This window comes from Longibacter sp. (assembly GCF_051155795.1).
Lineage (GTDB): Bacteria > Bacteroidota > Rhodothermia > Rhodothermales > Salinibacteraceae > Longibacter.
The window spans coordinates 37769-57701 of the sequence record NZ_DAXETW010000106.1 but is presented as its reverse complement, the minus strand read 5'-3'; the positions used below and the strand labels follow the sequence as shown (position 1 = coordinate 57701).

At 62.2% G+C, this 19933-nt stretch carries 19 protein-coding genes and 2 tRNA genes; 11 read left to right on the top strand and 10 right to left on the bottom strand.

Annotated elements, in window-relative coordinates:
• Positions 1–444 (top strand): M16 family metallopeptidase (locus ACFCU0_RS11475; RefSeq protein ID WP_434973812.1); only part of this gene is annotated, 444 nt, incomplete at its 5' end.
• A 145-nt stretch (positions 445–589) separates the two neighbouring features.
• Here ACFCU0_RS11475 and ACFCU0_RS11470 read toward each other — a convergent pair.
• Positions 590–1342 carry a PspC domain-containing protein gene (locus tag ACFCU0_RS11470; RefSeq protein WP_434973811.1) on the bottom strand — a complete coding sequence of 251 codons (753 nt, stop codon included), beginning with the start codon at positions 1340–1342 and terminating at the stop codon, positions 590–592.
• A 157-nt stretch (positions 1343–1499) separates the two neighbouring features.
• Entirely contained in the window at positions 1500–2123 is a 624-nt protein-coding gene (locus tag ACFCU0_RS11465; RefSeq protein ID WP_434973810.1) for a 5-formyltetrahydrofolate cyclo-ligase, read from the bottom strand.
• Between the two features lie 334 nt (positions 2124–2457).
• Between ACFCU0_RS11465 and ACFCU0_RS11460 the strand changes: the two genes are divergently transcribed.
• The 9 genes from ACFCU0_RS11460 to tyrS all read left to right on the top strand — a co-directional run bounded on the left by ACFCU0_RS11460 (position 2458) and on the right by tyrS (position 10185).
• Positions 2458–2796 (top strand): carboxymuconolactone decarboxylase family protein, encoded by a 339-nt coding sequence (locus ACFCU0_RS11460; protein WP_434973809.1) that lies wholly within the window; start codon positions 2458–2460, stop codon positions 2794–2796.
• A 245-nt stretch (positions 2797–3041) separates the two neighbouring features.
• Positions 3042–4424 carry a signal recognition particle protein gene (ffh, locus tag ACFCU0_RS11455; RefSeq protein ID WP_434973808.1) on the top strand — a complete coding sequence of 461 codons (1383 nt, stop codon included), beginning with the start codon at positions 3042–3044 and terminating at the stop codon, positions 4422–4424.
• A 304-nt stretch (positions 4425–4728) separates the two neighbouring features.
• On the top strand, positions 4729–5361 hold the full coding sequence (gene rpsP, locus ACFCU0_RS11450) for a 30S ribosomal protein S16 (protein ID WP_434973807.1): 633 nt from the start codon (positions 4729–4731) through the stop codon (positions 5359–5361).
• A 55-nt stretch (positions 5362–5416) separates the two neighbouring features.
• A complete protein-coding gene (gene rimM, locus ACFCU0_RS11445; protein ID WP_434973806.1) occupies positions 5417–6055 on the top strand; it encodes a ribosome maturation factor RimM in 639 nt (212 codons plus the stop codon).
• Between the two features lie 46 nt (positions 6056–6101).
• The gene (gene trmD, locus ACFCU0_RS11440; protein ID WP_434973805.1) at positions 6102–6782 is read left to right on the top strand and encodes a tRNA (guanosine(37)-N1)-methyltransferase TrmD; all 681 of its coding nucleotides are present in this window, start codon (positions 6102–6104) and stop codon (positions 6780–6782) included.
• A 114-nt stretch (positions 6783–6896) separates the two neighbouring features.
• A complete protein-coding gene (gene rplS, locus ACFCU0_RS11435; protein ID WP_434973804.1) occupies positions 6897–7256 on the top strand; it encodes a 50S ribosomal protein L19 in 360 nt (119 codons plus the stop codon).
• A 158-nt stretch (positions 7257–7414) separates the two neighbouring features.
• A complete protein-coding gene (locus tag ACFCU0_RS11430; protein ID WP_434973803.1) occupies positions 7415–8335 on the top strand; it encodes an MqnA/MqnD/SBP family protein in 921 nt (306 codons plus the stop codon).
• Between the two features lie 51 nt (positions 8336–8386).
• Positions 8387–8851, top strand: a complete 465-nt coding sequence (gene smpB, locus ACFCU0_RS11425; protein ID WP_434973802.1) for an SsrA-binding protein SmpB — start codon at positions 8387–8389, stop codon at positions 8849–8851.
• A 110-nt stretch (positions 8852–8961) separates the two neighbouring features.
• A complete protein-coding gene (tyrS, locus tag ACFCU0_RS11420) occupies positions 8962–10185 on the top strand; it encodes a tyrosine--tRNA ligase (RefSeq protein ID WP_434973801.1) in 1224 nt (407 codons plus the stop codon).
• A 94-nt stretch (positions 10186–10279) separates the two neighbouring features.
• Here tyrS and ACFCU0_RS11415 read toward each other — a convergent pair whose 3' ends face one another.
• The 4 genes from ACFCU0_RS11415 to ACFCU0_RS11400 form a co-directional block, all read right to left on the bottom strand.
• Positions 10280–10825 carry a hypothetical protein gene (locus tag ACFCU0_RS11415; protein WP_434973800.1) on the bottom strand — a complete coding sequence of 182 codons (546 nt, stop codon included), beginning with the start codon at positions 10823–10825 and terminating at the stop codon, positions 10280–10282.
• A 64-nt stretch (positions 10826–10889) separates the two neighbouring features.
• Entirely contained in the window at positions 10890–11555 is a 666-nt protein-coding gene (locus ACFCU0_RS11410) for a 3'-5' exonuclease (RefSeq protein WP_434973799.1), read from the bottom strand.
• Positions 11556–11604: 49 nt separating this feature from the next.
• Positions 11605–13473, bottom strand: coding sequence for a putative nucleotidyltransferase substrate binding domain-containing protein (locus ACFCU0_RS11405; RefSeq protein WP_434973798.1), 1869 nt, complete (start codon positions 13471–13473; stop codon positions 11605–11607).
• Positions 13474–13636: 163 nt separating this feature from the next.
• On the bottom strand, positions 13637–16000 hold the full coding sequence (locus ACFCU0_RS11400; protein WP_434973797.1) for a carboxypeptidase-like regulatory domain-containing protein: 2364 nt from the start codon (positions 15998–16000) through the stop codon (positions 13637–13639).
• A 541-nt stretch (positions 16001–16541) separates the two neighbouring features.
• On the opposite strand from ACFCU0_RS11400, the gene ACFCU0_RS11395 reads away from it, so the two are divergent.
• The gene (locus tag ACFCU0_RS11395; protein WP_434973796.1) at positions 16542–17102 is read left to right on the top strand and encodes an ATP-dependent Clp protease proteolytic subunit; all 561 of its coding nucleotides are present in this window, start codon (positions 16542–16544) and stop codon (positions 17100–17102) included.
• 56 nt (positions 17103–17158) lie between these two features.
• Here the strand turns inward: ACFCU0_RS11395 and ACFCU0_RS11390 are convergent, their stop codons facing one another.
• The 4 genes from ACFCU0_RS11390 to ACFCU0_RS11375 form a co-directional block, all read right to left on the bottom strand.
• Positions 17159–18166, bottom strand: coding sequence for a hypothetical protein (locus ACFCU0_RS11390; protein WP_434973795.1), 1008 nt, complete (start codon positions 18164–18166; stop codon positions 17159–17161).
• A gap of 305 nt (positions 18167–18471) precedes the next feature.
• Positions 18472–18544: transfer RNA gene (locus ACFCU0_RS11385), tRNA-Phe, on the bottom strand.
• Between the two features lie 183 nt (positions 18545–18727).
• A tRNA-Phe gene (locus tag ACFCU0_RS11380) sits at positions 18728–18800 on the bottom strand.
• A 171-nt stretch (positions 18801–18971) separates the two neighbouring features.
• Positions 18972–19862, bottom strand: coding sequence for an NAD(+)/NADH kinase (locus tag ACFCU0_RS11375; protein WP_434973794.1), 891 nt, complete (start codon positions 19860–19862; stop codon positions 18972–18974).
• Positions 19863–19933 lie beyond the last annotated feature (71 nt).

Genomic DNA, 19933 nt, shown 5'->3' with positions numbered 1-19933 from the left:
CGCCTCATGAATGAGGTGCGCGACGAGCAGGGCCTGACGTACCACATTAGCTCCAGCCTCAGCGGAGTGTCGACGACGCATCAGGGCTCGTGGCGGACCGTCGTCACGCTCAGTTCGGAAACGTTCGAAGCCGGCGTCGAGGCGACGATCGATGTGATTCGAGAGTTCGTTGAGGAGGGGCCGACGCAGGATGAGCTCGGGACGGTCAAGACGACGATCACCGGGTCCTTCATTGTCGGCCTGGCAACGACCGGGAGTCTGGCGCAAACCCTCCTGACGAACGCTGAGCGTGACTTTGAGGTCGCTTACATCGACCGCTTCCCGGATGTAATCGAGGGGCTGTCTCTCGAAGAGGTTGCCGAAGCCACGCAGCGCTACCTGCACCCGGACCAGCTCCACGTGGGGGCCGCGGGGACGTTGCCTGAACCGGTGGAGGCCGAGTAACGAGGACGTGTTCTTTCGGCAAATCAAAACAGCCTGACCGCTCGGGTCAGGCTGTTCGTATTGTGGGCTACCGCGTAGCGGATCCCGTCCGGTGCGGCTGTCGAGAGGAATCCAGGAACGCTCGCGGAAAATCGATACATCGCCGTCAGCTATCGCGGATGATTCGCATGCGCTCCTCATGCGACAACTCCGTGTCTTTTGGCATCGCCCATCCCAGGCCGATGTAGGCAAGGATGAACGGTCCGCCCGTTACGATGACGCCGATAACAAAGGCGATGCGAACGAGGGTCGGGTCGATGTTGAAATAATTTGCTATACCGGAGCAGACCCCCATGATTCGTTTGTCCGACATCGAGCGCCGCAACGGAATCCGCTTCTTACCAAACGGATTCCAGGACGTGCCCGACGTGGGGCTTTCCGGCATCTCGAATGTGGAGGCGGACTCGGCCTCCGTCGAGGCGTCCGAGGTTGTGGTCGAGCGTTTTTCGCGCGAGGATCGTTTCGGTGACTTCGAACGGCGACGGGACCGGGACCGGTCGGCCGCTTCCCGTTCGCGACGCGTGTCCGACCGTCCGCGCGAGAGGAGACCGAAGCCGAGCACGACCACGAAGACGCCGGCAAGCCAGGGGAGGAGAGAGATCATGGCCGGGAGGGCGATGCCGGACAGAATGCCCATCTCAGCCATCAGGTAAACAAACCCGATGACGATGAGCGCGATGCCCGTCAGCGTCGGGGCGTTGAGCCAGCTCTCTTCGTCACTCTCCTCGTCGAAGAAGAACGCGTCGAGCTCCTCGTCGCTGATGTGATCCAGGTTGAGCGTGGTTCTGCCTGTATCGAACGCCTCCTGCGGCGTCGGTCCAGACGCCCGTCGGTCGGCAGCGTCAAGATTGGTGCGCATCTCCGAAATATCGATCTCGGAGTCCGATTGACGTCGCGACCGGTCGTCAGACTCGGGACCCGGAGTGCGCATCTGAGAGGAAGACCCGGAAGAAGCCATCGTCGATTCCGTGTTCACTGTGAATGAAGTGAGGGTGATGCAGGGGGCGAAGGAATTATCAGTCGGGCTCTGTGCTGGCGGGGGATGATGCTACAGACACGCTGTGGACGCCCGTTTCGGTCACGATCGCGTCGACCGGTACGTCGTGCGGCTCACTCGGGACGTTCGGCCGCACGCAGGCATCGAATGCGAGCACGATGTGCGGTGTATCGGGTGAGAGATTCGACAAAAAGGCGTCGTAGTATCCCCATCCATGGCCGATGCGGTGGCCATTCAAGCCAGCGCCGAGTGCGGGTACGACGACCACATCAATCGAGGCAAGCGGTACGGGATCTCCGTCGACGGGCTCGGGAATCCCCCACGCGTTCTTTTGTAGTGACGCACGGGTCGTGAAACGTCGATGCGTCATCTTCGGCGCGCCGGCCTCGAAACTTGTCACTACGGGAAGCACGATCTCGACGCCGCGGTCCCGGAGGTGGTTGATGAGCGGTCGCGTGTCAACCTCGTTCTGGTCGGGGATCGGCCAGTACGTGTGCACGGTGCATGCCGTGGAGAGCGCCGGCAATTCAAGCGCATGCCGTGCAATCTGCTCACTGAAGCGGCGGACGGTCCCCGGATCCATTGATCGCCGGGCCCGGTCGAACTGGCCGCGGAGTTGAGATTTTGAGAGGGACGGAGACATAAACGCTATCGGTTCGAAACCGCTGTGCGTGGAAAGGTGATACCGCGGCGAAACATCGAAGGTTGCTCTCGGTGCACGCGGTCCTGCACACTCCGGAGGCGACGCGCGTTTTCCGTTGCTTCGTGGTCGTGATCCAGAACGCGCATGCCAAGGGAAATGTTACCCTACGTGTTGCTCCGTACGACGAGCATCCACGTGTCGGCACGTTCCTCTTCCCGGATCCGGACGTCTGCAGTGGGTCAACACGTGAATCGGTTACCTCTCTGGCGAATTAATAATGAACACACCTGGGCAAACGGATCGATTAGAGGCATTTCGGGCGTATAGGGACCGGATGAATAACCGTATCCTGGAGGAGAAAGAACATCTCGGGATCAAGCGGTTTTTCAATCTCGACACAGCGGCGTATCGCGATGGTGCGCTGGACGGTGGGACGAAGGAACTGCTTGGCCTCGTTGCCTCGATGGTGCTTCGTTGCAACGACTGCATCGATTACCACCTGCAGCAATGCATCGATCACGGCTATACTGACGACGAACTGGACGACGCCATGAACGTCGCCCTGGTCGTGGGCGGCTCCATCGTGATTCCGCACCTGCGTCACGCGGTGGAGACCATTGACCTGCTTCGAGCAGAAGCATCGGACGATGTGGCAAATACGCCCTCCGATTAGACCCGCGCTGCCGGTTCGTGACATCCATGCGATCTTCGCGGCGCGCACGTGCTGACGCATTGTTGTTGTGCGCGACTGTCACTACGTTTACCAATCTGCCTGAAGCCCGGCGCCTCCATCTGATGCGTCGGGCTTGTAACGGCTGTCCTGTAGCATCGGGACGGCGCTGGTGGCGGGGTGCTCGGGGCATGGGTCCCGCAATCCGCCGATTTCTCTAGACTCGTATCATCGCACGCTCCGCGCTCATGTTTGAGAGCCTGTCTGAAAAACTGGAAGGTGCCCTGCAGTCCGTCACGGGCCAGGGGCGGATCAACGAGCTCAACGTGGCGGAAACGATGCGTGAGATCCGTCGAGCGCTCCTGAACGCCGACGTGAATTACCAGGTCGCCAAGGAGTTCACGAACAACGTGAAGGAGAAGGCGATGGGCGACGACGTGTTGACGTCCGTGACGCCCGGTCAGCAGCTTACGAAGATCGTTTACGACGAGCTCACGCGCGTCCTCGGTGGTGAGCACGAGGAGATCGAGTATGCGGAAGACCCGCCGACCGTGATCCTTATTGCCGGGCTGCAGGGCTCCGGTAAAACAACGTTTTCTGCAAAGCTGGCGAAGCATCTGAGGAGCAAGGGACGCGCACCGCTTCTTGCGGCTGCTGACGTGTATCGTCCGGCCGCCGTCGACCAGCTTCAGAAGCTGGCCGGCAACATTAATGTCCCGGTCTACACGATCAGCGGGGACGATGGAAAACCGGTGCAGGATGCGGTCCGCGTGGCGAAGGAGGCGGTTGAAGAAGCCCGGAAGTCGGCGCGCGACATGGTGATTATCGACACCGCCGGCCGCATGCACATCGACGAGGCGATGATGGAGGAGGTGTCGGCCATCAAGTCGGCCGTGGATCCGAATGAGATTCTGTTTGTCGTGGACTCCATGACGGGACAGGATGCGGTCAATACGGCCAAGGAGTTCAACGAACAGCTTGACTACGACGGTGTCGTCCTCACGAAGCTGGACGGGGACACCCGCGGTGGGGCGGCCCTGTCGATCCGCTCGGTGGTGGAGAAACCGATCAAGTTCGCGTCCACCGGCGAGAAGCTGGATGCGCTCACGGAGTTTTATCCTGATCGAATGGCCCAGCGCATCCTCGGCATGGGGGATGTCGTGTCGTTCGTTGAGCGGGCGCAAGAGCAGTACGACGAGAAGCAGGCAGAGAAGCTCCAGCAGAAGATCCGGTCGGAAGACTTCGATCTGCAGGACTTCTACGACCAGCTCCAGCGAATCCAGAAGATGGGCTCGGTCAAAGACCTGCTCGGCATGATTCCGGGTGTCGGACGTCAGATCAAGGATCTCGATGTTGACGACGATGCGTTCAAGCACATCGAGGCGATGATCCAGTCGATGACGCCCGACGAACGCGCCCATCCCGAAATTCTCAACGGAACGCGACGGCGTCGCATCGCCCGGGGCAGCGGCATGGAAGTTCGGGACGTGAACCAGCTCATTAAGCAGTTCCGTGAGATGAAGAAGATGATGAAGACCATGTCTAAGTTGACCGGCCAGGGACGATCGATGAATCTCAAGAAACTGATGAACAAGTTCGGAGGAGGCAACTCCCCGTTCCCGGGCATGTAGTATATGTCTGCGTTTGCCCGGCAGACGCACACCACCTGACGAAGCACCCAACCCGGCGCCGCGCTTCGGCGCCACGACATCGGCACGCACGCAGACCTCTCCGGCTGCGTGCGCCTGCCGCGGCTGCCCCCGGCTCGACCGGGGATGCGGTGACCGATCCGGCCTTATCTACCCGGATGCTCCGGTGATCGCCCAAACGGAGACTACCAATTTTCTTCGCCGCAGCAGCGGGATCCACCTGTTGCGCTGCGACCGTCACGATCTGCCGAATGTACTTCTGAACAGAACCCCGTAGCTAACGAACGTGTCTGTTAAACTTCGCATGCGCCGAATGGGGCGCAAGAAGATCCCGGTTTTTTCCATCGTCGCCACGGACCAGCGTAACGCTCGTGACGGACGGTACATCGAAGACCTCGGTCGCTACTATCCCCTCGAACAACCCGCGGAAGTCCAGCTGGACGAAGAGCGGGCCATTTACTGGCTTAATCAGGGTGCTCAGCCCAGTGATACGGTGCGGTCGCTCCTGCGGAAGCGGGGCGTGCTTCTCCGTCGCACCCTCCAATTGAAGGGGGAGAGCGAGGAGGATATCGACGCCGCCGTCGCCGACCATCTTGAGCGCATGGCCGAAAGAGGCGATGAGATCAAGATGACGGCCGACATGCGTCGCCAGAAAGCGCTCGAGGCCGAGCGTGAGCGAGTCAAAGAGCTGGAGGAGGAGGCGCGCCGCAAAGCCGAGGAAGAGCGGAAGGCGAAAGAAGAGGCCGAACGCAAAGCCAAGGAAGAAGCGGAAGCCAAAGCCGCCGAAGAAGCCGCTGCCGAGGAAGAGGAGGCTGAAGAAGCCGACGAATCCGACGACGAGAGCGCCGACGCCGAAGCGTCCGATGATGCGTCCTCCGACGAGGAGGCCGACGACACGGACGACGAGGACGACAAGTAAGCCGCGGTCTGGTGCCGATTCGTTCACGGATCAGTGCCGGTCCCGCCATGATGCCATGTTCGATCGGTTTCCCTTTCCCGTGCTGCATGCGCCGACGGATGCGTCCGCCGGGCCATCGGTGAATGCCGACGGCTCCGGTGACACCGCTTCGTCGAACGATGCAGATGAGCAATCCGGCGCGCTCGTTCGTGTGGGGTTTGTTTTCCGCCCACACGGCGTGCACGGAGAGCTGAAGGTGAAACCGGAGACGTCCGATCCGGAGCAGTTTGAATCATTCGAACGGGTTCAGGTCGGCGCCGATGCGATATCGGTCGAAACGTTTACCGTAGCATCCGTTCGGTATCAGCAGACGAAGCGCGGCACCACGGTTATCCTCCGTCTGGACGAGGTGGATTCCCGGGATGCGGCCGAGAAGATCACGAAGCAGTCGGTTTTCGTTGACGAAGAGCAGTTGACGTTCGACGAAGACGAGCTTCTGATTCACGACATGATCGGGATGGCGGTTACGACAACGGAGGGCGATGCCCTCGGTACCGTCGCGAACGTCCTCGAGCACCCCGCGCACCTGACCGTTGTCGTGCACCGGCACGACGGGGGCGAACTGCTGCTCCCCTTCGTCGCGGATTTTATCCACGACGTCGATCTGGAGCACGGGCAGATGGTCGTGGAGCTGATTGAGGGCATGAACGAGTAATCGCCCCGGAGCGGGTCGCCTGTCATCGTTGACCGTACGTGGTACCATGCGCATTGACGTCATCGCGGCACTGCCGGACATCGTCCGCGGTCCGATCCAGCACAGCATTGTGGGTCGCGCTCAGGATAAGGGAGCCGTCGAGATTGAGGTGCACGACCTTCGCGACTACGCGGACGGGAAGCACCGACAGATCGACGACTATCCGTTCGGCGGCGGAGCCGGGATGGTTCTGAAACCGGAACCCATCTTTGCCTGCCTCGATGCCGTCGCAGACGCGCACGGCGACCCCGACGAGGTGATCTTCCTCACGCCGGACGGGGAGCCGTTCGGCCAGCCCATGGCAAACGAGCTCTCCATGGTGGATCACCTCGTGCTCCTCGCCGGCCACTACAAGGGCGTCGATCAGCGCGTCCGCGATGAGCGGGTCACGCGCGAGGTGTCGATCGGCGATTATGTGCTGAGCGGCGGTGAACTGCCGGCCCTGGTCCTGATTGACGCGGTGGCACGACTACAGCCCGGTGTTCTGGGCGACACGTCCTCTGCGCTCACAGACTCGTTCCAGGACGGACTCCTCGACGCTCCTGTTTACACACGACCCGCCGAGTATCGCGGGCTCACCGTGCCGGCGGTCCTGCGCTCGGGGAATCATGCGGCCATCGCTGAATGGCGTGACACCCACCGGATCGAGAAGACCCGCCGGCGCCGACCCGATTTGCTGACCGACTGACCGAGGATTTCGGCCCCCGCCGGCGTCCATACCCGCTGCCGCGTGCAGCCTTTCGACATATTCCGGCAGTCCGCTTGGCTGCCACCACCTATTAATCCTTATGAGGTACCCGTTATGGCTACCACCGATCTCATTTCCCTCATTGAAACCACGCAACTCAAAGACGACCGACCGGACTTCGAGCCGGGCGACACGGTGAACGTGCACCTGCGCGTGGTGGAGGGTGACAAAGAACGGATCCAGCAGTACGAAGGGGTCGTGCTCCAGCGCCGTGGCAGCGGCTCGAGCCAGACCTTCACGGTCCGTAAGATCTCCAGCGGCATCGGCGTGGAACGGATCTTTCCGGTTCACTCGCCGCGCATCGCGAAGATTGACGTTGTCCGCCGCGGTCGCGTCCGCCGGTCGAAGCTGTTCTACCTCCGCGAGCGGGCCGGGAAGGCGGCGCGTATCAAGGAGCGCATGCGCGACGCGTAATCTTCTGCCGACCCGCAGTCGTGCGGTGGCTCCGACAGAATCTTGAGCCACCGCCGATCCGGCGTGCCCGCGTCTGAGTCTCCCGGCTCGGACGCGTGCTGTTTCGTGCCCCTGCGCGATCGTTCGATAAAACCTTTTCCGACAACCCACCTGCGTGCATGAAGCTCGCCATCTGGGACTTACCACCGGCAGAGTTTCTCGTCTCCGGCTTCACATCCGGCGCGGTCTCAAATCCGTTCGACATTCTCCGGTACCGGCCCGAGGAGTGTGCGCGCCGCCTCGTGCAGGGAGAGGTGGACATTGCGCTTCTTCCGACAACCCTCGCGCTCCAGGCGGCCGACTCCATTGACGTGGTACCGAGCATCGGCCTCGTCTCATGGAAATACCCGTATGCCCGGTTGGCGTGGAGCGGCGGCCTGCGCGACTACCCGGAGACCATCGCCTACGATCGACGGGTGTCGCAGGAGCGGTTCATCGCGCGTGTCGTCCTGCAGGAGCATTATGGGACGGAGCCGGCGTTCGTCCCGTACGACGGTCTCACGCCGCGCCAGCTTCTGGAGACGGAGGAAGACGCGGCCCTGCTCGTCGGAAACGATGTGCCGGCCATGCAGCTCGACGCGTTCTCGATGGACATCGGGCGCGAGTGGTACGAGCTTACGAACTACCCGATGGTCTGGGGGCTCTTCGTCATGCAGCGCGACCGGGTCAATGACGAGGTGACGGAAGCGCTCGTGGATGCCCGCGAGACGGCAGAGGAAAACCGGGACGTCTGGGTCATGGCCCAGGAGACATCTGAGCGCCTCGGAGAGTTCTATCGCGAGGACCTGCGTTCGGCGCTGGACCGACTCGCGATGGCGAGCCTGACCGAACTCCGGCAATATATGTTCTATTACGACCTGACCGACGAGGTACCGGATCTGCCGTTCGTGTTTCTCGGTCAGGGCGACGATGAGGAAGACGACGGACCGGGGTCGCCCCCTCCGGAAGCGCCTCCGTCCAGCGGAAACCAGCCACCCACGGCCGGTCCCGACTTCCCCAAAGGAGACCTGCCCGACATCGGGCTCGGCGATGACGGCTAGCGTTGCAGGTGCGCAGGGCCTCGTTCATGCGACTGGCAGAGAGACGATACCATGGGAGACGGAATCAAGATGGTGGAGCGCAACAAGAAAGCGCGCTTCAACTACGACATCGAGGAAACGGTCGAGGCGGGCCTCGTGCTGAAGGGTTCGGAGGTCAAGTCCGTCCGGAATGGCAAGGTCAGCCTGGACGGATCGTACTGCAGCGTGGACCGATACGGCGACATGCTGCTGCATGATGCCTACATCAAACCCTACGAGCAGGCCAGCCACTTCAACCACGAGCCGCGCCGTAACCGGAAACTCCTCCTGAAGTCGCGCGAGATCGAGAAGTGGGGAGAGAAAGCCGAGCAGGAAGGCTATGCCATCGTCCCGCTTGAGCTATACTTCCGAGATGGATGGGCCAAGGTCAAACTCGGCCTCGGGAAGGGGAAGAAACAGCATGACAAACGCCAGTCGATCAAAGAACGCGAGTCGAAACGGCGTCTGGACGAGGTCAAGAAGTCGTACAACCTCTGACGCACGGCGTCCCGAATAGCCGTCCGTTCGGTCGGCTCACCGAATCGTTCGAGTACCCGGCCCGGCTATCCGGGCCTTCGTCTTATTCCACCCACCAGAATCTCTAAGGAATGCCGTTCCCACCGGTCGATGAGCAGCTGAAAGTATTGATGCGGGGTGTCGAAGAAGTTGTCCCCGAGGAGGACCTCAAGACGAAGTTGCAGGAGTCGCGAGACGCGGACACGCCCCTGACCGTAAAACTCGGCTGCGACCCGAGCCGCCCGGACCTTCACCTCGGACACACCGTCGTTCTTCGAAAGCTACGCCAGTTTCAGGACCTCGGCCATCGCGCGGTCCTGATCGTTGGCGACTTCACCGGTATGATCGGCGACCCCACGGGCCGCTCGAAAACGCGGCCCGCGCTGACGCTGAAGGAGACGCGTGAGCACGGAGAAACGTACTATGAGCAGGCCACCCGCATCCTGGATGGGGAAAAAACGGACATTCTGTACAACTCGGAGTGGCTCGACGAAATGTCGTTCAGCGATGTCATTGAGCTTGCGGGCACGTACACCGTAGCGCAGATGCTGGAGCGGGAGGACTTTAAAACGCGCTACCAGGCCGGGCAGCCGATTAGCATTCACGAATTCCTGTACCCGCTCGCGCAGGCGCAGGACTCGAAACACATCGAGTCGGATGTCGAACTGGGCGGGACGGATCAGCGCTTTAACCTCCTGGTCGGGCGTCACGTCCAGCAGGTCGCCGGTCAGGATCCACAGGTCTGCATGATGCTTCCGCTCCTCGTCGGGACGGACGGACACGAGAAGATGTCGAAATCCCTCGACAACGCGATCGGCATCAACGAGACGCCGGAGGAGATGTATGGCAAAACGATGTCAATCCCGGATGAGCAAATCTTCCGGTACACGGAGCTGATCACGGACATTCCGACGGACGCGCTCCAGAACGTCAAGGCCTTCGCCGAGGAGAACCCGAGGGACGCCAAGCACCAGCTGGCAGCGCGAATCGTCACGATGTACCACGGAGAGGAGGCGGCGGAGGCGGCCCGCGAGCATTTCGAGCGCACCGTCGTTCACGGCGGCGTCCCGGATGACATCGACGAGTACGTGTCCGACGCCGGGGACGGCGAAGAGGTCGGCCTTCTGAATCTGATGCGGAATGCCGGCTTGACGGAATCCAACAGCGAGGGACGAAGGATGATCAAGCAAGGCGCTGTTTCCATCGACGGTGAGACGGTCACTGACACCGGCCTGTACGTCGACGTGTCCGACCGCGCGCCATTTACGGTGCAGGTCGGCAAGCGCCGCTTTGCCCGGGTCTGCTGGGAGGGTTGATTTCGCGCAGAAACGAAACCCGGAACACGAAACGGCTCGCACGGGGCACTCATCCCCGGCGAGCCGTTGTTGTGTGGACGCGATGTACGTGCGGTCACCCGTCGGTCGCCGGTGCGTCCTGGCGTACGAGCGTGTAGCCCGTGACTCGGACCGTGTCGAAGGCCACGATCTCGGTGGTAACGGGCGTGCCCGATTCCGTGTAAAGGGTGCGGAGCGAGTCGTACCGGACGCCGATCGATTCGTGCCGTTCACCGAAGGGGTTGATGAAGGTCAGGGAGTTCTCGTCGAAGACGTACGTTTCGCTGGCCATTGAATCGGTGGTGTCGATGCCGACGCTCCGCCAGCGGCCCTGAAGAAAGTCCTGCAGCACATATGCTGAGTCGACCGGGTGGATGTCGAGATACGTCGCGACGGAGTCCCCGCGCTCGAGGCGGAGGAGCGACCCGGTCGACCGGAAGTGGCGCGTCTCCACGACGGAGTCACCTTCGACGACTTCGACAACCCGCGGCGTGCTGTCGGCATAGACCTCCGTGATCCGCTCCGTGGCCTCCGGCTGTTCCTCAATACAGCCGGGGAGAACAACAAGAAGCAGGGTGCAAAGAAATGCACAGGCGAGGGAGAAGCAACGAGACGCGATCATGAGCCGATAGAGGGAGAGTGGGTCGAAGGGTGGCGGGACCGGTGTGTGACGTCAGGTCGCCCGGCTACGTAAGGATGGTGCGGAGCGGGAGCGCGTCGTCTCCAGCCCAGCGCGGCAGGAGAGCCAGGTATAGCTCGGCCGTGGCGACCGCGTCCGACAGAGCGTTGTGCGCCGCGTATCGGGGCAGGCCGAAGGTGGAGCGCAGGGCGTGCAGCCGCAACGCACCTGCCCGCGCGTGCTTGTTGCCGCGCTCTTGCAGGCGCCGTGCAAGGGCGAGGGTGTCCACCGTTCGAGCGAGGAGGGGAACGTTATAGTGGCGACGGCAGGCAGCGTTCAGAAATCCGACGTCCATCGGTGCGTGGTGGACCAGGAGGACGTGTCTCTGCAGGTGGGTCAGGACCGTATCCAGGGCATCCCGCTCAGAGACGGCGTCCCCGAGATCGGTGTCGGTGATTTGATGGATCGTCGCGCTTTGATCGACCGAGCCGTCAATCTTCAGCAGGATGTGGCGGGCCCTATCGCCGCAGATCCGCCGCCCTTCGATTTCGACGAATCCGATGCTTACAATGCGATCCGTCCCCGGGTCGAGACCCGTTGTTTCAAGATCGAGGGCGAGCAGATCCAGCGTTTTGACATTTGCCCGAGCCGCGGGCGGGGGCGCGTCCAGGTATGCGGCCATGGCGCCGTCGCAATGGCGCCGGTACCAGGCACGTTGTAGCGAAAACGTCATCGACCGAAAAGGGAAGGAGGCGGACATCCGTGGGCGGGGAGCCAGCGCGTCAGGAAATAAAGCTCGTCTGGTAACGTTGCGATAGCGCGCTCTGCATCTGAGATACGATCTTGAAGGCGTCCTTCAGGTGTCGTCGTTCGAATCCGGAGAGGCTGTCCGGTGCGACGTAATTGTCGGGTTCGTGGCCCTGACGGATCTGATCCACCTGGTGGCGCAGGCGTACGGACGCGATGAACTCGTGGGCATCCCGCAGGTCTGCGGCGTCGCCGGCGTTCATGTGACCGCCACCGGCGAGCTGCTGAAAGCGCTCAATTGTGCTGACCGCGGACACGCCGTGACCGAGCGCGTGGATTCGGGCGAGGTCGACGATGGGGACGACGCCGTTTAGTTTCAGGTCCAGGGTGTCCTTTTCGCCGCCGTGCCGTTCGAGGACGAATCGTCGGAAGAAGCCAAGCGGCGGCTGGTTATCCAGTGCCGTGGCGGCCAGGGACGCAAGGAAAATCGTATTACGGGCTGTCCGTTCGAGAACGTATGACTGAAGCTCCGTCGTAAGCGCCGCATTTCCGGCGATGTGGCGCATGTCGAAGAAGATGGTCGCATGCATCAGCGACTTGGGACGCGGTTCCTCGATCCATGCTCGAAACGTTCGCTTCCACTCCGACAGAGGTTGTCGCCACCGATGTGTCGTCGCCATCACTTCACCCGGACAGTACTCGTATCCGCACGCATTCAGGCCGTCACAGACGAACTGCGCGATATCGTTGAAATAGGCGTCGTCGTCCTGCGTGGCGTCACGGCCCAGCACGAGGGCGTTGTCCTGGTCGGAATGCGCGGTCTGTTCATGACGCGCCTGCGATCCAAGGGCTACCCATGCGAACGCGGTGGGCGGCGGCCCGAAACGGTCGATTGCAAGGTCGATGAGACGCTCGGTGAGAGCGTCCGTCACGGCCGTCACCATGCGCGCGGCGTCATCGGCTCTTGCGCCTGCGTCGACGACTTGCCGAAGCATACCGGGCACCCGCCGGCTGATCTCGACTAGCCCCTCCAGGTCCTCCTGCTTCCAGACCTCTCCGACGAGGTAGACGGGGCTGTCGACCTGCTGACGCATGAGGTCGGTGGTGGTGATCATGCCGACGACGCCGTCGTGGTCCACCACCGGCAGGTGGTGGATGTTGCGGCGGCTCATGCTCAGCATTGCCTCGAAGGACCGTGCGTCCGAAGCGATCGTCCACGGATCGGCGGTCATAACGACGGAGACCGGCTCCGCTGGCGCGACGCCGGAGGCCAGCACCCGGTTTCGAAGGTCCCGGTCGGTAACGAGACCCACCAGCCGTCCGTTGTCTGTGATGAGAAGCGACGAGACCCGGTGCTCCTGCATGATGGCGGCAGCGTCCCGGATGGACGTGTCCGGCGTGGCCTGAACGGGCCGGCGCGAAATAACATCGCGTAGCGGCGTCGTGAGCGGGACGTTTGCGCGAGACTCCTGGACCGCATCGTGGATGCGGTCGGCGTGGGCCCGCGCGAAAAACCGGTCGAACGGGGCGTGTTGTGCTCGCAGACGGTCGAAGAGCGACGCCGGAAGATGGTAGACGAGCGTGTCTTCGATCGCCGTCACGCGGCGACGGGCGGGCGCATCCGTCAGAAGGGAGGGGTAACCGAAGAATTCGTGCTCACCGAGCCGTGCTATGAGCGTGTCCGACGCGTCGTGCAGTTCGACGGCGCCGGAACGGACGAGATATAGTGTGTCCGTCGCATCGCCGAGGTCCAGCATGACGGTACCGGACCGCTCGTACGTGATGTCGACGGTTCGAGCGGCGGTGCGCACGGTCGATTCGTCCAGTGCGTCGAACGGGGGCGTCGCGCCGAGAAAATCGGCGATCTCCGTGATCTCGATTGGTTCTATTTTGCGGGACGACATCGGTACCGTCGCTCGGTAAGGCGCTAGAACGTAGGCAGTCTGAGACCAAGATAACGCACACGGGCCGAAGTGTCAGAGCAGCGGTCGCATAGCGGCGATGGCGAAACAAAAAACCGCCCCGCGGCCGGAGCCACGGGACGGTGGAGGGGAGGGTGGGTCGCACCTACTGCACGGTTGTCGACCGCCAGTCCGTTTCGAGCGGGATCCGGAGGATGTCGCAGAACGGATCGCGCAGGTTTTCCCGTTGCACTTCGGCCCATGTCTGCAGGTATTCATCCCGGTAGACGCTAATGGGCGCCAGGATGATTTGCTGAACGACGATCTGGCTGAGGCGCTTCGGACGCAGCAGCAGACGCTGAGGCGTCAGCGACCGAATGTCGTCGACCATCGTTGTGTCGAGCAAAGGCGTCATTGGCTGCCGAAGGAACACCGGGGAGAGGAGCAACACCCGCGTTGAGTCCTGCGTCCAGGCCTCCGGCACGGATAGCGCCATCTTCTCAAGCGCCACCGGCGGGAGGGATGACAGGGAGTCGAGCGTTGCTGCCAGGCCGACGATCAAGTCGGCGGGTGGCAGACCGGCCCGGACTGAGTCGCCGCGAATCGCTCGCTCGAGGGAGTCCACCAGCACGGCAGAGCGCATCATCTCCAGGGGGACGGTCCGCGCGGTGTCCCGCTCCAGGGCCTCGCGGAGGAGATCGACACGTCGTGCGTTTCGCAGGGAGTCGATGTTGACTGTCTTACGGAGAGAGTCAATCGTAACTTTCGGCCGTTCGCGTTCCGTCTCGTCCAGCATCGCGCTCGTGTCCGTCCGCGCAGAATCGGCGGCGAGGCGATCGCCGCCGCCTTCCCCTTGCGATAGCGTGTCCGTGGACGCGCTTGTTGCCATGATGCTGTCTTCCGGCACCGCCGCGGAATCCGGGACGGCCGTGGTGGGCGTCGTCGTCATGGATGTGTCTGAGGCCGTACTGGTCTCGACGGAATCTTGCTTTACGGTGTCCGTGGCGGCCGCTGCCGTCTCACCTGACATGCTCTCTGGTGCCGGGGCAGTCCTCGCAGTATCAGTAGTCGCCACCTGAGCGGTGGTGTCCGTCGGTATTGCCGTTAGCGTGTCGGATGCGGCTGCTGGGGCGGGGGGGGCCGGAAGAAGCGAGGCCAGAAGCGTGGAGTCTGCAAGCAGTGAGTCGATACGGACGGAGTCCGGCACGAAGGCCTCCGCGAGCAGGGAGTCGAGGTCGGGTCGGTGGCTTGCCGTCGGCGGCTGATGACGCCAGAGCGGGCGACGCCGCGTTCGTAGCGCTTCGGTCTCGGTCGAGTCGGCAGGCCACGACGCGTCGAGCACACCGTTCAGCCGGTCCCGCTCGGTTATGAGCGTGTCGAGTGCCCGTTCGTCGAACCGATTCGCAATCTGAAGAGGCATCCGCGTGGTGTCGATCGGCGGCAGCGTTACGGGCCCGAGCGGCTCCTCCGGCGTGCGGAGTCGGAGAAGAGAAAGCGCCGTATTGGCATCGAGGGTGTCGTTTTCCTCCGATGAATACAGAACCTGTCCGTCGCGGGTGATGGTCGTGTCGGTACCGAGGACCCGAACGAGCGTCGTGTCGACGCCGATGATGAGGCTATCCGGCACGATCAGGCGGTCGCTGACCCGCAGGGTGTCGAAGAACGGCGCGCGGAGCGAATCCAGCGCGACCGAGGGAAATGTAGACGTTGGCGTCGGCCGGAGCGTCTGGTTCAGCGAAAAATTGTATCGCATCCGGGCGTAAATCGGTGTTCCGCTCGGAACCGACCCGTCGATGCGAATCTCGGTGGGGTCGAGACGCTGGGACTGTCGCGGAACGATCACCAGGACATCGCCGCGTTCGTACACCTCTTTGTCGCCCATCCCGTCTCCCTGTGCGCTCGCTCCCGGATACGTGAACGAGATCGGCTGTCCGTCCTCGCCGACAAGCGAGAGTTCGTAGTGCCCGTATGCACCGAGATTCTCCGGTACGAAAATGGGCGCGTTGACATTGTTGGATACGACCGGCTGGAGAAGTACGTCGCGCCCGTCGGCCACGAAGTCGAGGGTCCGAAGCCGGACGCCGGTCGAGTCTTCCTCCAGGAAGCGGTTGATGTCTGTGTGGTAGTCCGCGTTCACCTGGTTGCACTGCATCTCGAGCGACTGGCTCAGCATCGACGTCGTGATATCCACGGTCTGGTCACCAGGACTCACGACGGCCGCAACGTTGCGGCGCTCATGGTATCCGTACTTCGACAGGTCGAAGACATACACGCCCGGTGGCACATCCGTCAGCGTGAACTCCCCCTGTGCGTTGGTCGTGAGGGTTTGGCCTGCCCCGCGATAGGAGACGGTAACGCTGTCGAGGGGCTCGCCAGTCAGGCTGTCGATGACCGTACCGCTGACCGTCGACCGCGTATCGGATGGACCGACGTCGATGATCCGTTGCGTCTCTGTCGTCTGACAGGCGGTTAGTGCGATGGAAAATGCAAGTGCGAAAAAGAGAAAACCTGTCGCCGATCGAAGGGACATTCGCGTGGGAATCGGTCGAGATGAAGGGCGTGGGGTAGGGGAGATCGCAGCGGGGAAGGACATCCGTGTCCCGCGAGTCGGCCAAAGGGAGAGAGTCCAACCGCGCGTTGCGACGTACCGAACTACATCAAAAACGGGTCCAAGATGAAGTGTTCTTTACAAGCTTCGATAGAACTACGGTCGGGGACGGCTTTGAGGTAAATGATGGCGTAGATGGGACGCCAAACCCGTTGGTAGGAAGCGGGCTGTTTCATGGCACACACGTTGCGCGAACCGCAGAAGAACGACGCCCAGAACCGTTCTGTAATCGGGTGCAGGTGGCCTCCTAAGGACGATTCGTTCTAAGGACGATTCGTTGCAGCATGTACAAGCCGTTGGCAGAGCCGCAGCATGCTCGCATGTCCGTCGGAATCGAAAATTCTGTAGGTGTGCGAACAAACCCCTGCAGTCGGGATCACCTTGAGCGGAAAAAGGTGAAACGTCGCAGCGGACTATTCATCGGCACCTCCTGGTTCCTTTTGACCCATTCGTACCGCAGTTCATGAGTCTTCCTGAATTTATTCGCTCCGAACTTCCCGGCGTCTCGCGCAGTGACCGTACGCTCGTGCTGAGCCGTGCACTGGAGTCAGAGGTTGCGACGCAGCTCACGCAACACCTCACGCTCTTGGATCGGGAGGGAGATGATCCGGTACGTCTGATGCTGACGAACGTGCCTGGTGGCGATGCAGAGGCAGCATGCAGCATCGTCGACGTGATGCAAAGCATGGATGCGCCCGTAACCGTGATTTGCGGCGGGGGCATCCAGGGCGCCGGCCTGTTGCTGTTGGCCGGTGCGGCGGAAGAGCATCGGATTGCCCTGGAGAACGTGCGATTCCGCTTTCAACCGCCATCCATCGCTGCAGGAGGAGGTGAAACGGTGGACGATGTCGCCGATCGGAAAGCCGACCTTGAGCGACGCGTCGCGCGGCTACTGGCCGATGCGACGGGACAGTCTGGCGCACGAATCCGGGAAGACCTGGCCGCCCACACGTCACTCACGGCCGAGGAGGCCGTGACCTACGGGCTCGTCCACCGGATCATTTCTCGGACCGACAAGAAGTAGCCGGAACGCGCGGCGGCCGGATCACCGGTGCGGGCACTGGACGCGCGGCCTCGGACTTACTTGCCCTTTGCCTGTCGTCCGGTCGCTTGTAAGTCGCTCACGTCGCCCGGCGATGAGCGGGCACCGTCCGCTGCCGCTTGGCCTCCGTCCGACGCGTCGTCTGCATCCTCGCCGCTCGTGTCAATTGGAGCGGAATCGTCCGAGGCGTCCTCTGGCGTCTCACTCGTGGAGGGATCGACATTCGCCGGTGCCGGCACATCTGCCTCGTCATGGGCCGGCGTTCGGGGGCGGGAACCGGCACCCGGTTCGCTGACATCCGACCGCGCGGGGACGTGATCGGACGTGGTCGGCGTGTAGGTGGCAGATGGTGACTCAAAGTCGAGCGCCTGTACGTCGATGATAGACGGACCGTTCTCATCGAGGAGCGCCGCGGCCCGCTGAAGCCATTGCGTCGCGTCTGACGACGCGTATACGTGCCCATTCGGTGATTTCGCGGGTCCCATCAGCGAACGCGGAGGCTTGGTTCGTTCCGCGTCTCGCAAATATCGGGGGTAGGGTTCCGGCTCCGTGCTTTCAGTGTAGCGCGCATAGCGCATTTCAAACTCGCGGAGGATCCTCAGCAACGTCGCTGCTCGCGTCTGGGCGTCGCGGGCCTCTTTGACGAGCGTTCGGTGGGTCTCACGTACCTGTCGCGTGTTTTCCTCATAGAGGGTCCTGGCGCGTTCTTCGAGCTGCTTTTCAACCAGAGCAATTGCCTTGCTCGATTGACGGGCTCGCCGGCGTGCCGCCTCCACCTCGGCCTGGACGCGTTGTACCTCCTCCTCCGCGGCTTCCGCCTCCTCGACATCCACAGTTCCCGCCATCGATCGGGCCGAAAGGTCATCCGATCGGGCGATGAGTGACGGCAGGGGCTGACTTGTCGCTGCCGCTTCATGCTCGGCCTCGGCCTTTTGCTGCTGGAGGTGGGACAGACGGTTCAGTAGGTCCTGACCGGTTTCATCCTCCTGCAGAGGGGTTACCTCCACCGGGGGACATTCGACCGGCCTGTCGTCGAATATTCTCATGGCGCCTCGGTCGATGATTCGACGGTCGGGGTAGGGAGGATGGGCAGGGTTCCGCTAAAAAAGGACTCACCGCGCCTTCAACCTACACATTTACTACATGAACATACAACATCCCCGTCGCCATGACATCCCCGTCGCCATGACATCCCCGATGAGAGCGGACGTTGACGGCGGAGAAACTCGCAACGGACACGCTCGCTAAGCGGCCGGGGCTGGATCCGGCGTATACGGAGGGGGCGGGCAAAAGAAAAACTCCCGCGGGGCAGACCGCGAGAGTGGGACGAGGTGGATCCTGATGCGTGTCGTGGTCAGGGGCGGATTCGAACCGCCGACACACGGCTTTTCAGGCCGTTGCTCTACCACCTGAGCTACCTGACCATCATATCTGTGCTGGCATACTGTTCGTATTGCCGTCTTCATTCGACGCCGAATCTAGGCCGCCGACTAGATCCTGTCAAACGGCTTGCGTTCGATTCACTACGAGTTCAGATGTGCAGCGGAATGCCGCAGCGAGCAGACGAAAAAACGCCTCGCCAGGGGGACCGGGAGACGCGGGGGGTGTGGTCAGGGGCGGATTCGAACCGCCGACACACGGCTTTTCAGGCCGTTGCTCTACCACCTGAGCTACCTGACCTACCTGGATTGCGCGATTTCTCGCGCCGGGATCACTCCCAACCTTTGCCACCTGGAAAGGTTCGCGGCGACGGCATGTTACGCAGGTGTTCACAGGGATTCTGCAAAGCATCGCTGAGGCGAATAATCTACGTGCGTGTTCCGAAGATCGGGCATTTCGACGCCCGATCGATCACCCTTCTTTCGTGGATCGACTGACGCCCCACATGAGCTTCTTCCGGAGGGTTTTGAAAAAGTGCTGACCGCCGAGTTTGACCAGGTTGACCGTATGCTCCGCGCGGCGAACGGAGAAGGCGAGGTCGTGGGTCTCGAGGACCGTGCTGCGCCCATCCGCGGCGAAAACGTACGGCTGATCGTTCGCCAGAACGCGAGCGGTGATTTCGACAGAGCCCGGCAGGACGATCGGCCGTACGGTGAGTGTATGGGGGGCAATCGGCGTCAGGATGACACCGTCCACGCCGGGAGCGAGAATCGGTCCGCCGGTCGACAGCGAATAGGCGGTCGACCCCGTCGGCGTCGACATGATGAGGCCGTCCGCCCAGTAGGTGTTCAATTCTTCCCCGTCGACGTGCACGTCGATCTCGATCAGTCCGGCTTCTCCGCTTCGATCGAGGACGAATTCATTCAGCGCCCACGCGACGTCAAGCGTATCGTCGTTTGGCGTGGTTGCCTCAAGGACCATGCGCTCTTCGACGGAGTAGTCGCCGGCTTCTATGGCGTAGATGGCCTCGAAGAGGTCGTCCACCTCGATGTCGGCCAGAAACCCGAGCCGTCCGATATTGACCCCGAGAACCGGCGTATCGTTGGGACCCGTTTCGTGTGCCGTACGAAGCAGCGTACCGTCTCCGCCGAAGGACAGGACGATGTCGCTGGTCTCGGCAAGGCGTTCTGCATCCAGTTCACTGCAGATCGACCCGTCCAGGCGGTCGCGCTCTCGAAGCCCGTCCGCGATCGGCTCGTGCAGGCAGAAGGGCATGTCTTTGTCCGACAGCCAGGTGATCAGGCGCTCCAGGGGCGGCCAAATCTGCGACTTCGTTGGGTTCCCGGTGAGGCCGTACGTCATACGCGTGAGGGCGGATCAAGGAAGAGACTGGAAGCAAGAGGTGTATCTATGCGGCTACGGAAATAGCGATC

Bases quoted from the DNA above. Each gene is read 5' to 3' on its own strand.
- ACFCU0_RS11405 (WP_434973798.1), bottom strand. From the start codon at position 13,473: ATGTCGTCCCGCAAAATAGAACCAATCGAGATCACGGAGATCGCCGAT.
- ACFCU0_RS11430 (WP_434973803.1), top strand. From the start codon at position 7,415: ATGAAGCTCGCCATCTGGGACTTACCACCGGCAGAGTTTCTCGTCTCC.
- ACFCU0_RS11460 (WP_434973809.1), top strand. From the start codon at position 2,458: ATGAATAACCGTATCCTGGAGGAGAAAGAACATCTCGGGATCAAGCGG.
- ACFCU0_RS11390 (WP_434973795.1), bottom strand. From the start codon at position 18,166: ATGAGAATATTCGACGACAGGCCGGTCGAATGTCCCCCGGTGGAGGTA.
- ACFCU0_RS11400 (WP_434973797.1), bottom strand. From the start codon at position 16,000: ATGTCCCTTCGATCGGCGACAGGTTTTCTCTTTTTCGCACTTGCATTT.
- ACFCU0_RS11415 (WP_434973800.1), bottom strand. From the start codon at position 10,825: ATGATCGCGTCTCGTTGCTTCTCCCTCGCCTGTGCATTTCTTTGCACC.
- ACFCU0_RS11470 (WP_434973811.1), bottom strand. From the start codon at position 1,342: ATGCGCACCAATCTTGACGCTGCCGACCGACGGGCGTCTGGACCGACG.
- rimM (WP_434973806.1), top strand. From the start codon at position 5,417: ATGTTCGATCGGTTTCCCTTTCCCGTGCTGCATGCGCCGACGGATGCG.
- ACFCU0_RS11375 (WP_434973794.1), bottom strand. From the start codon at position 19,862: ATGACGTACGGCCTCACCGGGAACCCAACGAAGTCGCAGATTTGGCCG.
- ffh (WP_434973808.1), top strand. From the start codon at position 3,042: ATGTTTGAGAGCCTGTCTGAAAAACTGGAAGGTGCCCTGCAGTCCGTC.
- trmD (WP_434973805.1), top strand. From the start codon at position 6,102: ATGCGCATTGACGTCATCGCGGCACTGCCGGACATCGTCCGCGGTCCG.
- ACFCU0_RS11465 (WP_434973810.1), bottom strand. From the start codon at position 2,123: ATGTCTCCGTCCCTCTCAAAATCTCAACTCCGCGGCCAGTTCGACCGG.
- rplS (WP_434973804.1), top strand. From the start codon at position 6,897: ATGGCTACCACCGATCTCATTTCCCTCATTGAAACCACGCAACTCAAA.
- ACFCU0_RS11410 (WP_434973799.1), bottom strand. From the start codon at position 11,555: ATGACGTTTTCGCTACAACGTGCCTGGTACCGGCGCCATTGCGACGGC.
- tyrS (WP_434973801.1), top strand. From the start codon at position 8,962: ATGCCGTTCCCACCGGTCGATGAGCAGCTGAAAGTATTGATGCGGGGT.
- smpB (WP_434973802.1), top strand. From the start codon at position 8,387: ATGGGAGACGGAATCAAGATGGTGGAGCGCAACAAGAAAGCGCGCTTC.
- ACFCU0_RS11395 (WP_434973796.1), top strand. From the start codon at position 16,542: ATGAGTCTTCCTGAATTTATTCGCTCCGAACTTCCCGGCGTCTCGCGC.